This window comes from Streptomyces monashensis (assembly GCF_001866665.1).
Taxonomy (GTDB): domain Bacteria; phylum Actinomycetota; class Actinomycetes; order Streptomycetales; family Streptomycetaceae; genus Streptomyces; species Streptomyces monashensis.
The window spans coordinates 1-14,817 of record NZ_MLYO01000094.1 but is presented as its reverse complement, the minus strand read 5'-3'; the positions used below and the strand labels follow the sequence as shown (position 1 = coordinate 14,817).

At 74.6% G+C, this 14,817-nt stretch carries 14 protein-coding genes; 10 read left to right on the top strand and 4 right to left on the bottom strand.

Going from position 1 to position 14,817, the window contains the following annotated elements; all coding sequences use genetic code 11:
• On the top strand, positions 1-676 hold a 676-nt coding region (locus BIV23_RS41480; RefSeq protein ID WP_425443578.1), incomplete at its 5' end, for a TerD family protein.
• Between the two features lie 6 nt (positions 677-682).
• Here the strand turns inward: BIV23_RS41480 and BIV23_RS41475 are convergent.
• Positions 683-1,846, bottom strand: coding sequence for a glycosyltransferase (locus BIV23_RS41475; RefSeq protein WP_079173740.1), 1,164 nt, complete (start codon positions 1,844-1,846; stop codon positions 683-685).
• A 69-nt stretch (positions 1,847-1,915) separates the two neighbouring features.
• On the opposite strand from BIV23_RS41475, the gene BIV23_RS41470 reads away from it, so the two are divergent.
• Positions 1,916-2,701, top strand: coding sequence for a glutamate racemase (locus BIV23_RS41470; RefSeq protein ID WP_071386183.1), 786 nt, complete (start codon positions 1,916-1,918; stop codon positions 2,699-2,701).
• A gap of 106 nt (positions 2,702-2,807) precedes the next feature.
• Positions 2,808-3,353: a hypothetical protein gene (locus BIV23_RS41465; RefSeq protein ID WP_071386182.1), complete on the top strand. Its 546-nt coding sequence runs from the start codon at positions 2,808-2,810 to the stop codon at positions 3,351-3,353.
• Positions 3,354-3,380: 27 nt separating this feature from the next.
• On the opposite strand, the gene BIV23_RS41460 is transcribed toward BIV23_RS41465, so the two are convergent.
• Positions 3,381-4,352, bottom strand: coding sequence for an O-antigen ligase family protein (locus BIV23_RS41460; RefSeq protein WP_071386184.1), 972 nt, complete (start codon positions 4,350-4,352; stop codon positions 3,381-3,383).
• A 439-nt stretch (positions 4,353-4,791) separates the two neighbouring features.
• On the opposite strand from BIV23_RS41460, the gene lnt reads away from it, so the two are divergent.
• The 6 genes from lnt (at position 4,792) to BIV23_RS41430 (ending at position 11,370) form a co-directional block, all read left to right on the top strand.
• Entirely contained in the window at positions 4,792-6,399 is a 1,608-nt protein-coding gene (lnt, locus tag BIV23_RS41455; protein ID WP_071386181.1) for an apolipoprotein N-acyltransferase, read from the top strand.
• Between the two features lie 68 nt (positions 6,400-6,467).
• Positions 6,468-6,947: an NUDIX hydrolase gene (locus BIV23_RS41450; protein WP_071386180.1), complete on the top strand. Its 480-nt coding sequence runs from the start codon at positions 6,468-6,470 to the stop codon at positions 6,945-6,947.
• 54 nt (positions 6,948-7,001) lie between these two features.
• Positions 7,002-7,817, top strand: coding sequence for a 3-hydroxybutyrate dehydrogenase (locus tag BIV23_RS41445; protein ID WP_071386179.1), 816 nt, complete (start codon positions 7,002-7,004; stop codon positions 7,815-7,817).
• 129 nt (positions 7,818-7,946) lie between these two features.
• On the top strand, positions 7,947-9,866 hold the full coding sequence (locus BIV23_RS41440) for a helix-turn-helix domain-containing protein (protein ID WP_071386178.1): 1,920 nt from the start codon (positions 7,947-7,949) through the stop codon (positions 9,864-9,866).
• A 148-nt stretch (positions 9,867-10,014) separates the two neighbouring features.
• Positions 10,015-10,575, top strand: coding sequence for a pyridoxamine 5'-phosphate oxidase family protein (locus BIV23_RS41435; protein WP_071386177.1), 561 nt, complete (start codon positions 10,015-10,017; stop codon positions 10,573-10,575).
• 120 nt (positions 10,576-10,695) lie between these two features.
• A complete protein-coding gene (locus BIV23_RS41430) occupies positions 10,696-11,370 on the top strand; it encodes an ankyrin repeat domain-containing protein (protein ID WP_071386176.1) in 675 nt (224 codons plus the stop codon).
• Between the two features lie 10 nt (positions 11,371-11,380).
• Here the strand turns inward: BIV23_RS41430 and BIV23_RS41425 are convergent, their stop codons facing one another.
• Positions 11,381-12,454, bottom strand: coding sequence for an NAD(+)/NADH kinase (locus BIV23_RS41425; RefSeq protein ID WP_071386175.1), 1,074 nt, complete (start codon positions 12,452-12,454; stop codon positions 11,381-11,383).
• A gap of 171 nt (positions 12,455-12,625) precedes the next feature.
• Positions 12,626-13,405 carry a helix-turn-helix transcriptional regulator gene (locus BIV23_RS41420; RefSeq protein WP_071386174.1) on the bottom strand — a complete coding sequence of 260 codons (780 nt, stop codon included), beginning with the start codon at positions 13,403-13,405 and terminating at the stop codon, positions 12,626-12,628.
• Between the two features lie 54 nt (positions 13,406-13,459).
• Between BIV23_RS41420 and BIV23_RS41415 the strand changes: the two genes are divergently transcribed.
• Positions 13,460-14,817, top strand: a 1,358-nt coding sequence (locus tag BIV23_RS41415) for an MFS transporter (protein WP_107471428.1), incomplete at its 3' end; no start/stop codon positions are given.

Here is a 14,817-nt window from a genome sequence, read left to right as displayed (position 1 = left end):
GCCCCCCACGGCACCCACGGTCGCCCCACCGCCCCCCGCGCCGGTCCGCCTGTCCAAGGTCACGCTCACCAAGGCCGCCCCCTCCGTCTCGCTCGCCAAGCAGGGCGGAACATCCGGTGCCCTGCGCGTGAACCTCAACTGGCAGGCGACCGGACAGCTTTCGGGCCGGGGCGGTCGCTGGGGAGGCGGTGGCAGCCGGGACCTCGACCTCGACCTGTGCGCCCTGTACGAACTCGCCGACGGCCGCAAGGGGGTCGTCCAGGCCCTCGGCAACGCCTTCGGATCGCTGCACCGGCCGCCGTACATCCACCTCGACGGCGACGACCGCACCGGTGCCGTGGCCGCAGGGGAGAACCTCACCGTCAATCTCGACCACCGGCAGGACTTCCGGCGCATCCTCGTCTTCGTCACCATCTACGAGGGTGCCGACTCCTTCGCCGGCCTGCACGCCACCGTCACCCTGAGGCCGCAGCACGGCGCACCCATCGACTTCTCGCTCGACGAGTGCACCGTCCCCTCGACGGTGTGCGCACTCGCCCTGATCACGAACACCGGCGGCGACCTCCTCGTCCAGCGCGAGGCGCGTTACCTGGTGCCGGAGCGCGGAGTGAGCCCGCAGCGGACCGTGGACCGCGCCTACGGCTGGGGCATGAACTGGACGCCCGGCCGCAAGTGACCCGGTTCAGCCCTCGTCGGGCACGGCACCGGGACGCGCGTACGTACGGCCCTTCCAGGCGGCCCCGCGCCCCCGGTAGTGCTGCACGGCCGAGTCGACCGTCATCAGCAGGTACAGCAGCGCGGTGAACGGCAGCAGCGGAGCGAGCCGGAGCGGCTGGCCGTAGTAGCGCAGCATCGGCACGTACGTCCCCGCCATCACCGCCCACGCCAGGGCGCCGAGCACGGCCGTCGCCACGCTGCCGCCGGCCGCGCCCGCGACCAGGGCGGCGGGCGGCACCAGGTAGACCAGCGCGAGCCCGGCGACCGTACCGAGGAGCAGCAGCGGGTTGTGCCGCAACTGGGCGTAGGCGCTGCGCGAGACCATCCGCCACAGGTCGTGCAGCCGCGGATAGGGCCGCACGCTGTCCACCCGCTCGGCCAGCCCCAGCCAGACGTGGCCGCCGACGCCCTTCACCGCGCGCGCGAGCGCCACGTCGTCGATCACGGCGTGCCGGATGGCGTCCGGGATGCGCGCCCGCTCCGCCATGTCCGCGCGCAGCAGGACACAGCCGCCCGCCGCCGCGGCCGTGCGCGATCCCCGGCGGCCGATCCGACGGAAGGGATACAGCTGCGCGAAGAAATAGACGAACGCCGGCACCACCAGCCGCTCCCACAGGCTCGCCACCCGCAGCCGCGCCATCTGCGACACGACGTCGAAGCCCCCGGCCCCCGCCGCCGCGACCAGCGCGCGCAGGCTGTCCGGGGCGTGCGCGATGTCCGCGTCCGTCAGCAGCAGATACTCGGGATCACGCGCGCGTGCCAGGCCGATGCCGTGCCGCACCGCCCACAGCTTGCCCGTCCAGCCCGCCGGCGGCTCCCCGGGCGAGCCCACCGTCAGCGGCAGACCGCCGTGCCGCCGGGACAGCTCACGGGCCAGCTCACCGGTGCCGTCCGTACTCCCGTCGTCCACCAGGACGACCTCCGCCCGCCCCGGATAGTCCTGCGCCAGCAGCGAGGGCAGGCTCGCGGGCAGCACGGCGGCCTCGTCCCGGGCCGGTACGACGACGCACACGGACGGCCACGCGTCCGGCTCCCGGCGCGGCGGCAGCCGCACGTCCGTGCGCCAGAAGAATCCCTGGCAGAGCAGCAGCCAGCACCAGGCGGCCAGCGAGACGACGGTGATCCACATCAGGGCGCTCACGGCCGCAGTCTGCCCCACCCGGGCGGTCCGCAAGGACGGATCGTCTATCGTGGCCGGGTGAAGATCGCGCTCATGGACTCCGGAATCGGCCTGCTCCCCGCCGCCGCCGCGGTACGGCGGCTGCGGCCCGACGCGGATCTCGTGCTCTCCTGGGACCCGGACGGGATGCCCTGGGGGCCGCGGACCCCGGAGGACATCACGCAGCGCGCCATCGCCGTGGCCGAGGCGGCCGCCGCCCACGAGCCGGACGTCCTGATCGTCGCCTGCAACACCGCGTCCGTGCACTCCCTGCCGCAGATGCGGGCCCGCTTCGAACCGGACCTGCCGATCATCGGGACCGTCCCGGCGATCAAGCCGGCTGCCGCGGGCGGCGGTCACGTCGCCATCTGGGCCACCCCCGCCACCACCGGCAGCGCCTACCAGCGCGGTCTGATCGAGCAGTTCGCCGCCGGTGTCACCGTCACCGAGGTGGCGTGCCCCGGCCTCGCGGACGCCGTGCACCACGCCGACGAGGCCGCGGTCGAGGCCGCGATCGCCTCGGCCGCCGCCCGCACCCCCGAGGACGTCACCACCGTCGTCCTCGGCTGCACCAACTACGAGCTGGTCGGCGAGCGGATCCGCGCGGCCGTCCAGCGCCCGGACGCCCAGCCGCTCGTCCTGCACGGCTCCGCCGGTGCGGTGGCCGCCCAGGCCCTGCGCCGGATCGGCACCGAGCCCGACCCCGACGCCGTCGGCGACACCACCCTCACGGTGCTGCTCAGCGGCCGCGAGGCCACGCTGCCCGACACCGCCCTCGCGTACGAGGAAGGCCGCTTCCTGCGGGCCGTCAGCCCGGTTCGCTGACCGGCGACGACGGCGGACCGCGCGCGAGCCCCGTCGCGCCGCGTCCGGGCCCGTCGTCCTCCGCACGCCGGTACCCGCGCGGCGAAACCTGAGTAACCTCATGAATATGAGGGACCACCCCCACGCCGAGGACCCCACACACTCCGACGTCTGGACCGGGCGGGCCACCAACCGCGTCCAGTGGCTGCTGGCCCTGGTCGGCGCGGCGTGCATGGCGCTCGGCATCGAGCTGGCCGTGGACTCTGCCTGGACCTCCGGCATCGCCCCGCTGGCGATGTCCGTCGTGGGCTGCATCGCGGCCGGACTGCTGGTCCTGTTCGGCACGCTCGCCTTCGTGCACGTGGACCTCAGGCTCGACAAGGAGTGCGTCGAGGTGCGCTGCGGCCACATAGGGCTGCCGCGCCGCCGCATCCCGCTCTCCGAGGTGGCCGGCGCCGACTTCACCGCCCTGGTCACGCCCCGGCACTGGGGCGGCTGGGGCTACCGGTGGCGCCCCGAGAAGGGCACCGCGGTCGTCGTGCGCCGGGGCGAGGGCGTCGTGCTGCGCCTGTGGGACGGCCACACCTTCACCATCACGGTGGACAACGCGGAGTCGGCGGTACGGGTCATCCGGGCCCGGCTGCGGACCGGCACGCCCGGCCCGGCCGCCTGACGCCGCCCGCCGGGGCGGCCCCGTCGTTCAGAGCCGCGGCTCCGCCCCCTCGCGCGCCCAGGGCCGTGCCGTCGCCCACCCGGCCAGCAGCCCGGCGCCCGCCGTCACCGACGTGAAGCTCAGCGCGTTGCCCAGCGAGGCGAGCGCGGCCAGCGCCGTCAGGGCGGCGCCCGTGGTGAGGGCGACCGGCGTCGAGCGAGGTGTACGCCACAGCGCGTGCAGCACCCAGCAGAACGTGGCCCCGGTCAGCACCACCCCGACCAGCCCCTGCTCCGCCGCCACCTGCAACAGGGCCGAGTGCGGCTTGCCGTCGGGGGGCACCGTCTGCGTCGCCGCCGGGCTCAGTTCGCCGAAGCGGTCCGGGCCGACCCCGAGGCCCCGGTGCCGCTCCGCCATGCGCAGGGCGTCCTGCCACAGCCCCACCCGGTGCACGGTGAGCCGCCCTTCGAGCACGCCCGCGAGCCCGTCGGGCAGCACACCGGCGGCCAGCGCCCAGGTCGTCCCGGCGACCAGGGCCGCCGCTGCGGCCATCCCCAGCAGGGACAGACCCCGGCGGGTCACCGAGCCCGCGGCCGCCGCGCACAGCAGGACGGCGGTGCTCGCCGCGCAACCGGCCCTCGAGCCGAGGACGGCCGCGGTCGGTACGACCGCGGCGGCCAGCGCCCACAGCCCCAGCCGCAGTGCCGGTCGGGGCGCGGCCCAGGCGGCACAGCACGCGGCTCCCGTGGCCAGTGCCAGCAGGGCGGCCGTGCCGCCGGCGTGGCCGAGCGGAGTGGCGTACCAGACGCCGGGGGAGAGATCGGGCTGTGCCACGGCGAGCGCCAGCGCGGCCAGCGCGCCGACGCACGGCGCGGCCACCGGGAGCAGGGCTCCGGAGACCCGGCCGACGGCGTGACCGGCGGTCACGGCCAGCACCGCGAGCAGCACGCCCTCGGGCCGTCCGTCGTGGGCCGCCGCGGTGATCAGCGCCCACCCGGCACAGGCCCCGAGCAGGATCATGCCGGCGCCGTCAGAAACGTTTCCTCTGACGTTCACGGCGTTCACCGTGTTCACCGCGGCCGTACCGGCCGCAGGCCTCATCTCGGTCGAGCCCACCCCGCCGCCCCTCGTCCCCCGCACACCCATGCCCGGCCACGACAGGGCACGGCGCCGTATCCGGCCGCACTGCCGAGGCTGGGCTCACCGTAGCGGCTGATGACCGCTTTGGGCACGAGATGCGACGGATCGTCGTGATGAGGAGCGTGGTGAGAACGTGATGAGGAGCGTGGTGAGAAGGGGGCGGGCCGGGGCCGGGCCGGGCCTGCCGGCATGGTGCGCTCCCGGGGCCCGGCGGCCTGCCACACGGCGGTGACCAGCGGAGACCGCCCCGGGTCGCTGCCGGTGCCGGCCCTCGAACCGTGCTGTTCGCGGCCAGGTCGGCCGCCGTACACTCACCCGGGTGACCGTCACCGCAACCTCCGTGGACCAGCCGGACCAGCTCCAGCCGTCCGCCTCCGGCACGCGCGGCGCCCGCCTGCTGCGCCTGGTCCCGGCCCTCGCCTCCGCGCTCTGCGGAGTGCTGCTCTACGTCAGTTTCCCGCCGCGTCCCCTGTGGTGGCTGGCACTGCCCGCCTTCGCCGGCTTCGGCCGGGTGCTGCGCGGCCGGAGCTGGAAGGCAGCCCTCGGCCTCGGCTACCTCTTCGGACTCGGCTTCCTGCTGCCGTTGCTCGTGTGGACCGGCGTGGAGGTCGGCCCCGGTCCCTGGCTGGCCCTGGTCGCCGTCGAGGCGATATTCGTCGCCCTGGTCGGGGTCGGGATCGCCGCCGTCTCCAGGCTGCCCGTCTGGCCGGTGTGGGCCGCGGCCGTATGGATCGCGGGCGAGGCGGTACGCGCGCGCGTACCGTTCAACGGCTTCCCCTGGGGCAAGATCGCGTTCGGTCAGGCGGACGGTGTCTTCCTGCCGCTGGCCGCGGTGGGCGGCACCCCGGTGCTCGGTTTCGCCGTAGTGCTGTGCGGCTTCGGCCTCTACGAGGTCGTACGCCTGGTCGTCGAAGGGCGGCGCACTCGGGCGGTGCAGCGGTCGGCCGCGGCCGCGGCCCTGCTGAGCGTGGCCGTCCCGGTGGTGGGCGCGGTGGCCGCACGGCCGCTGGTGAACGACCGGGCCGAGGACGGCACCCGGACCGTCGCGGTCATCCAGGGCAATGTGCCGCGCTCCGGGCTGGAGTTCAGCGCCCAGCGGCGGGCCGTGCTCGACTACCACGTGCGCGAGACGCTCAGGCTCGCCGCCGATGTCAAGGCGGGCAAGGTCGCGCGTCCCGACTTCGTGCTCTGGCCGGAGAACTCCTCCGACATCGACCCCTTCGCCAACCCCGACGCGGCCGCCGTCATCGACGAGGCCGCCAAGGCGATCGGCGTGCCCGTCTCGGTCGGCGCGGTCGTGGAGCGCGACGGCAAGCTGCTCAACGAGCAGATCCTGTGGGACCCGGCCAAGGGGCCGACGCAGACCTACGACAAGCGGCAGATCCAGCCCTTCGGCGAGTACCTCCCGCTGCGCGGGCTCGTCGGCGCGATCAACAAGAACTGGACCGGTATGGTCCGCCAGGACTTCAGCCGGGGCAGCAAGCCCGGCGTGTTCGACCTGGACGGCGCCGAGGTCGGGCTCGTCACCTGCTACGAGGCCGCCTTCGACTGGGCCGTGCGCTCCGAGGTCACCGACGGCGCGGAGATGATCTCCGTGCCCAGCAACAACGCCACCTTCGACCGCAGCGAGATGACCTACCAGCAGCTCGCCATGTCCCGGATCCGTGCCGTCGAGCACAGCCGCACCGTCACCGTGCCGGTGACCAGCGGGGTCAGCGCGATCATCATGCCGGACGGCAGGATCACACAGAAGACCGGCATGTTCGTGCCCGCCTACCTCGTGCAGAAGGTGCCGCTGCGCACCTCCGAGACCCCCGCGACCGAGCTGGGCGTCCTCCCGGAGACCGCCCTCGTGCTGATCGCCGCGGGCGGCCTCGGCTGGGCGATCGGGTCCGGGCTGCGCGCCCGGCGCACCGGCGACGGGTAACCGTACGACCGGCCCGTGGACTTCGAACCGACAGGAGAGCGCACGCGAGGCCGGTTAGGGTCGAGGTCATGGCTACTCCTGACTTCATCCGCACGCTCAGGGCCTCGGCCGGCCAGCAGCTGCTCTGGCTCCCCGGGGTCACCGCGATCGTCTTCGACGACGAGGGCAGGGTCCTGCTGGGCCGGCGGGCCGACACCCGTAAGTGGTCGGTGATCGGCGGCATCGCGGACCCGGGCGAGCAGCCCGCGGCCTGTGCCGTGCGAGAGGTCTTCGAGGAGACCGCGGTGCGCTGTGTCGCCGAGCGGATCGTCCTGGTGCAGGCCCTGGAGCCGGTCACCTACCCCAATGGCGACACCTGCCAGTACATGGACATCACCCTCCGCTGCCGCGCCGTGGGCGGCGAGGCCCGGGTCAACGACGACGAGTCGCTGGAGGTGGGCTGGTTCGCCCCGGACGCGCTGCCCGACCTCAACGAGTTCGGTCTCTTCCGGATCAAGCAGGCCATGTGCGAGGAACCCACATGGTTTGACCCTACGACCCTTGACTGAAGTGTGGGTTCGCACCACATGTGGTGACGGGTGGGTGCCGCTTAGGGTCGCCGTATGACCGCCTCCAGTCTTCCGTCCGGCCCGCACTCCCAGCCGCTCTCTCCCGACCTCGGCGGCCGCACCGCCCTCGTCACCGGTGCCGCCGGCGGCATCGGCCGCGCGTGCGTGCTGCGGCTCGCCGCCGCCGGGGCCGAGGTGCGGGCCGTCGACCGCGACGCGGCGGGCCTGGCCGAGCTGGCGGCGGAGGCGGAGCGGGCCGTCGGCCTTCCCGGCACCGTCGTACCGCACGTCCTGGACCTCACCGACCTCGACGCCGCCGAGCGGGCCGCCACCGGTACCGATGTGCTGGTCAACAACGCGGGCCTGCAACTGGTGTGTCCCATCGAGGAGTTCCCGCCCGATGTCTTCCACACGGTGCTCACCGTGATGCTGGAGGCGCCCTTCCGGCTCATGCGCGGTGCGCTGCCGCACATGTACGCGCGGGGCTGGGGCCGGATCGTCAACGTGTCCTCGGTCCATGGTCTGCGTGCCTCCGCCTTCAAGTCGGCCTATGTGGCCGCCAAACACGGTCTGGAGGGCCTGTCCAAGACGGCCGCACTGGAGGGCGCGCCCCACGGGGTCACGTCGAACTGTGTGAACCCGGCCTATGTGCGCACCCCTCTGGTCGAGAAGCAGATCGCGGACCAGGCGCGGGCGCACGGCATTCCCGAGGAGCGCGTGCTGTCCGAGGTCCTGCTGAAGGACAGCGCCGTGCGGCGGCTCATCGAACCGGAGGAGGTCGCCGAGGCCGTGGCCTATCTGTGCGGCCCCCAGGCGTCCTTCGTCACCGGCACGTCGCTGGTGCTCGACGGTGGGTGGACGGCCCACTGACGGGGAGCACCGGGAGCGTCCGGCTCGGAGCCTCGACAGCCGGGGCGCCGGAGCTCAGGACGCCCCGGAGCGCGGGGGAGTTGTCCACAGGCTCGGCGGGCCGGGCCGATGATGCGGAATCCTGTGACCATGTCTCGCGATCACGTCCAGCCGGCACACTGCCACAGCCCCGAGGTCCCCTACCTGGAGCTGCTGGCCCGCGACGCCTCGGTGGAGGCGTACGAGCAGCCGGTGCTGCTCGCCCGTGCCGAGGGCCGGCCGGCCGCGCGGATCGCCGAGCTGGAGCAGGCCAGGGCGCACGCCCTGCGCGTCCGGGCCGAGCTGGAGGGACGCCGGCGCCGCGAGGCGGAGCTGTCCGCGCTCTTCGAGACCGCCCACGATCTCGCCGGCCTGCGCGATCTGGACGCCGTCCTGCGGGCGATCGTGCAGCGCGCTCGCTCCCTGCTCGGCACCGACGTCGCCTACCTCACCCTGAACGACCCGGCGCACGGCGACACGTACATGCGCGTGACCGAGGGTTCCGTCTCGGCCCGCTTCCAGCAGCTCCGGCTCGGCCTGGGGGAGGGGCTCGGCGGACTGGTCGCGCAGACCACACGGCCGTACGTCACCGACGACTACTTCGAGGACGCCCGCTTCCAGCACACCCGCACCATCGACGCCGGCGTCCGCGACGAGGGCCTGGTCGCCATCCTCGGTGTCCCCCTGGTGCTCGGCCCGCACGTCATCGGCGTCCTCTTCGCCGCCGACCGCCGGGCCCGCGTCTTCGAACGCGAGCAGATCGCCCTGGTGGGCTCCTTCGCCGCGCTCGCCGCCGCCGCCATCGACACCGCCAACCTGCTCACCGAGACCCGTGCGGCGCTGGCCGGCCTGGAGAGCGCCAACGAGATCATCCGGGACCGCAGCGCGGTCATCGAACGCGCCTCGGACGTCCACGACCGGCTCGCCGAACTCGTCCTGCGCGGCGGCGGGGTGCACGACGTGGCCGCCGCCGTCTCCGAAGTCCTCGACGGCACCGTGGAGTTCACCGAGACCGGCGCGGCACCGGCCGAGGCACTGGAGACCGCGCGGGCCGCGGGGCATGCCGCACGGCACGGCCGGGACTGGATCGCCCCGGTGGCCGCGGGCGGCGAAGTCCTCGGCGCGCTGATCCTGCGCGGACACCCCGACCTCGACCCCGTCGACCAGCGCACGCTGGAGCGGGCGGCGATGGTCACCTCGCTGCTCCAGCTCGCCCGCCGCTCCGCCGCCGAGGCCGAACAGCGCGTACGGGGCGAGCTGTTGGACGACCTGCTGGACGCCCGCGACCGGGACCCGCGCCTGCTGCGCGAGCGCGCCGCCCGGCTCCATGCCGACCTGGACGCGACCCATGTCGTCCTCGCCGCCCGCCTCGACGGCCCGGCCGCCGACGCCGACGAGGAGGCCGCGGCCCGCCGGCGCCTGTGGGCGGCGGCCTCCCATCTCGCCGCCACCCGGCAGGGCCTCGCCGCCGCGCGCGACGGCGGCACCGTCCTGCTGCTGCCGCTCGGCGCCGGGGACAGCGCCACGGAGGTGGCCCGCCGCACCGCCCGCCACCTGGGCAGGACCGTCCGCCAACCCGTCACGGTCGGCGCCTCCGCCCCGGTCACGGGCCTCGCCGCCCGGCCCGAGACCGTGGCCGGCGCCTACGCCGAGGGCCGCCGCTGTCTGGACGCGCTGCGTCTGCTGGGCCGGGCCGGGGACGGCGCGGCGGCCGAGGACTTCGGCTTCCTCGGCCTGCTCCTCGCGGGCGAACGGGACGTCGCCGGATTCGTGGAGCGCACCGTGGGCCCGGTCGTGGCCTACGACGAGCGGCGGGGCACCGAACTGCTGCGCACCGTGGACGCGTACTTCTCCTGCGGCATGAGCCCGGCCCGCACCAAGGACGCCCTCCACGTCCACGTCAACACGGTCGCCCAGCGCCTGGAACGGGTGGGCCGGCTCCTCGGCGCGGACTGGCAGACCCCCGCCCGCGCCCTGGAGATCCAACTCGCCCTGAGACTGCACCGGCTGGCCGCCCCGGACAGACGCTGACTCCCGTACGGCCGTGTCGTCGGATGCGCCGCTCGTTCTCCCGCTCCCATCCGGAAGGCAGGGAGCCGATCGTGTACGGGAGCGGTCCGGCGATGATTTCTGCCCGGCCCGGCGGTCGTTATGAGGGAGGAGAGGAAGGAGACCCGTCATGCCGACACAGGAACCCGCGCGGCCACAGCCCACGGCCTCGCTCGACGCCCGCTACAGTTCCGCGCTCCGACCCCGGCCCGGTGCCGAGAACGCCACCGCCACCGAATGGGCCGAGGCCCAGCGGCACCTGGAGGCCGCCGAGATCTTCTGGGTGTCCACGGTGCGCCGCGACGGCCGGCTGCACGTGACCCCTGTGATCGCCGCCTGGCACGACGGGGTGCTGTACTTCTCCACCGGCCCCGGGGAACAGAAGGCGAGAAACCTCGCCCATCATGCCCACTGCGCGCTGACCACCGGCGGCAACTCGCTCACCGAGGGACTCGACCTCGTGGTCGAGGGCAGGGCGGAGCGGGTGGCCGATCCGGCGGTGACAGAGGAGGCCATCGCGGCGTACGAGGCGAAGTACGGCTCGCACATCACCTCACCCGAGGGCACTTTCCACGGGATCGGGGACGCGTTGCGCACAGGGGATGCGGTGCTGTTCGCGGTGGCCCCGGACACGGCGTACGGCTTCGGCCGGGACAACGGGGTCTACACGCACACGCGGTGGGCGTTCTGACGCCCTCTCGCGGTGAGCCGGTGCGGCTCGCCGTGTGTCGAAGACCACGGCCTCGGAGGCGCGCTGTCGCGGGGCGACCGAAGTGGCGGTGGCCCACGGCGGGTTCCTACACTCGCCCGTGTGGATCACGAGAAAGTCGCACACTGGGACGGCGTCACCCGCAGGTCGAGCCTCAAGGACGAATACGCGGCACGGCGCGACCGGCTCGCCGACGCCGCGCGGGACGGTCACTGGCGGAACGTGCTCGCCCTCCTCGCAGAGAACCGGGACTGGGTCAACACCGCGCGGCTGGAAGGCCGTAGCGGGTTCACGCCGCTGCACCAGGCCGCCTGGCACGGTGCCCCGGCCGAGACGGTCGAGCGGCTGCTGGAGGCCGGCGCGTGGCGGACCCTGCGTACCGGCGACGGGGCGCGCGCCGTGGACATCGCCGCACGGCGCGGCCACCACCACATCACCGCGCCGCTGTGCCCGGACGTCCGGCACCCGCTGCCCGCCGACGTGTCCGGCCGCCTCCAATACCACCTGCACCGGCTGATCCGGCACCGGGCGGGACTGGAGGACGGCACCGACCTCGCCACCCAGCAGGGGATGCGGCTGCCGGAGGTGGAGGTGCTGACCGAACTGGCGCACCCGGTGTGCTGGTTCCCCGTCCCCGGCATGTACGGCGGCTTCAAGATCGCCCTGAGCGGGCACGAGCTGACCGTGGACAGCTGGATCCGCGTCGTCGGGGGTTCCGAGCGGACGGACGTCGTCACGATCGACGGGGTGAACATCCAGGAGGGCGGGCAGCTGTAGCGGGCCCGGCTCACGACGGGGGCGGTCCGTCGGCCGGGGCCGGGGGCAGCGCGAGGTGGGCCAGGTCGCCGGGCGGGGGAGTGCTGACCGGCCACAGCGGAGCCGCCTCGCCGTCGGCCAGCGCGGCCGGCGCGTCGGTGAGGTTCATGCGCTCGCGCAGCCGGCCGTAGAAGTCCGTCGGGCCCAGCCGCACGGCCTTGAGCCGGTGCGGAGCGGCGTACACGCCGATCCAGTCCCCGGGGCTCAGCACCCCGCGCAACTGGCCGTCGATGCTCACCGCGGCCTGGCCCGAACGCTCCAGCACCCGCAGCCCGATGGGCTCGTCGGGGGCGGCCACGACCGAGCGGTTGAACACCATGTGCGGGGCGACCGGCGTGAAGACGAGCCCGTCGGCGCGCGGCGAGACCACCGGACCGCCCGCGGCGAAGCTGTACGCCGTCGACCCCGTGGGCGTGGCCACCAGCAGCGCGTCCGCGGAGTACGAGGCGAGCAGCCGGCCCGCCAGATAGACGCCGACCGACACCTGCCGGTCGCGGGTCAGCCGCTCCACGACGACGTCGTTCAGCGCCGTGACGTTCAGGGCCACGCCCCACTCGTTCCCGGTCTCGCATTCGGGGCGCACCCGGGGCGGCGGGAGCATCGGCCCGCGCCCGTACCGCATCAGCGCCTCCATCTGCGCCGGCACCTCCAGCCGGCACGACGCACGCATCGTCAGAAGCATCCGGCGCTCGACCGTGATCCGCCCGTCGCGCACGGCGTCCAGCGCCACGCGCACCGCGGAGACCGGAACCTCCGTCAGAAAGCCGACCCGGCCGAGGTCGACGCCGAGGACCAGGGCGTCGTGTTCGGCCGCCAGCCGGGCGCCGCGCAGGAACGTGCCGTCGCCGCCGAGGGTGACGATCAGGTCGGGATCGCCCGCGGCCTCGACCTCCTCCAGCGCGCTGTGCCGCGCTCCCTCCTGCCACACGTCGATGTCGGCGCAGCCCACCGCGTGCTCGGCGCACCACTCGCGCACGGCCCGTGCGGCGAGCACCGCCTCGGGCCGTCCGCCGTGCACCACCAGGCCGACACGGTTCACCGTCATACCCGCCTCCGCCTTTCCGCCTGCTGCTCCCGGGGCCGTCACCGAGCGCCATCCTCGCCGCGCGCCCCGGCGGCGCGGCACGCGCCACGCCGCCGGTTGCCGCGACCGGACGCGCCACGCCACGGGCCACGCAGGAGAGCTCCGCCGGTGGCGTGGGTCCTCGCAGGCTTGTCAGCCGGGGGCACCGGGGACGGGGCGGGCCCCGCCGGCGTCCGCCGGGCGCGCGCCCGGCGTATGGCCGAAGGCGCGCCGGAAGACGTCGATGAAAGCGCTGGCCGAGGACCAGCCGCAGCGGTGCGCCACCGCCGTCACCGGGGTCTGCTCGGCCAGCAGCACCAGCGCCCGGTGCAGCCGCGCCTGGGTGCGCCACTGCGGGAACGTCATGCCCAGTTCGCGGCGGAACAGCCGCGACAGCGTACGGTCGCTCGCCCCGACCTCCCGGCCCAGCTCGGCGAGGGTACGGCCGTCCGCCGGATCGGCGAGCAGGATGCCGCACAGCGCGCGCAGCAGCGGCGACGACGGCGCCGGCAGGTGCAGGGGCTGCTGCGGCGAGGCCCGCAACTGGTCCAGCAGCACCGCGCGCAGCCGCGCCCGCTCGGGACTGCCCTCGTCCGGGGTGCGGGTGTGGGCGATGATCAGCTCGCGCAGCAGCGGGGACACGGCGAGCACGGTCGGGGTGTCCAGGCCCAGCGGGTTCTCGGCCGCGGGCAACCCCATCAGATGCAACTCCAGCTCCCCGTACGCCTCGTGCGCGTGCACCGCGCCGGCCGGCACCCACAGGGCACGGGTGGCCGGGGCGACCCAGGAACCGGCGTCGGTGGTGACGGCCACCACCCCCCGGCCCGCGTAGACGATCTGGTGGTCGTCGTGCCGGTGGGCGTCGATCCCCGCACGGGACGCCAGCAACCGGGTGTGCGTCGGGGCGATCGGTTGATGGCGGATTTCTGTCATGGACTGGCAGTTTATCGAAAGCGCGACACTCTCACCCGATCGCAGCATGGCGAGGTGCGAAAGAACGCCTCGATCACCCTGCTGTCCGTGGGGCACGCCTGCGTCGACGTCTACCAGGGCGCCGTCGCGGCCCTGATCCCCTTCCTCGTCGCCGGGCGCGGGTACGGCTACGCCGCCGCCTCCGGTGTCGTCCTGGCCGCCTCCCTGCTGTCCTCCGTGGCACAACCGCTGTTCGGCGCCCTCACCGACCGCCGCGCGGTCCCCTGGCTGCTCCCCGCGAGCACGCTCCTCGCCGGCCTCGGCATCTCCGTCTCCGGCCTCGACGGCGGCTACGGCCCGACCCTCGTGTGCATGGCGGTGACCGGGATCGGAGTGGCCGCCTACCACCCCGAGTCCGCCCGCGTCGCCCGGCTCGCGAGCGGGGGCTCGCACAGCGCCATGGGCTGGTTCTCGCTGGGCGGCAACCTGGGCTTCGCCCTCGCCCCGCTGCTGGTCGCCGCCGTCGTGGGCACGGGCGGGCTGCGCTGGACCCCGCTGCTGGCGCTGCCCGCGCTCGCCGGGGCCGCGCTCTGCCTGGCCGTCCTGCGCACTCCCCGAGGCCGCCCACCGGCCCGCTCCGCCGGTACGTCCGCGCGGTCCGGACAGGCCCGACCCGACGACAAGGCGTCGTTCGTCCGGCTGTCACTGGCGGTGGTGTGCCGCTCGATCGCCTTCATCGGCCTGAGCACCTTCCTGTCCCTGTACGCCGAGCAGCGCCTGGGCGGCGGAGCGGGCGCGGGCACCGCCGCGCTGTGCGTGCTCTACGCCGGCGGCGCGATCGGCTCCGTGCTCGGCGGCGCGCTGGCCGAGCGGTGGGACCGGGTCACGGTCTGCCGGTGGTCGTACCTGGTGTCGGCCCTGGCGATCGCGGGCCTCGTCCTCGTCCCCGGCCCGGCCCTGTACGCGTGCGTGGCGCTGACCTCCGCCGGCCTCTACGTGCCGTTCTCCCTCCAGGTCACCCTCGGCCAGGACTATCTGCCCTCACGGGTCGGCACGGCAGGCGGCATCACCCTCGGCCTTGCCGTCAGCGCCGGCGGGCTGGTGAGCCCGCTCATCGGCCGGCTCGCCGACGCCACGTCCCTGCGCACCGCCCTCGCCCCGCTCATCCTGATGCCCGTACTGAGCTGGCTGCTCGCCCGCACCCTGCCCGAACCCGCCTCCCCACGGCCGGAACCCGCGGCGACGCGACCTGAACCCGCTGCCCCGAGGCCGGCAGCCGCCGTCCCAGCGCCGGAACCCGCCGCGACACGGCCGGAGGCCGCCTCCTCACGGCCTGTGCCTGACGCGACGCGGCCCGAACCTGCCGCTCCACGGCCCGAACTCGGCGCGAGGCGCGGCCTGACGGAACCTGCCGCCCCACGGCCCGGACCTGC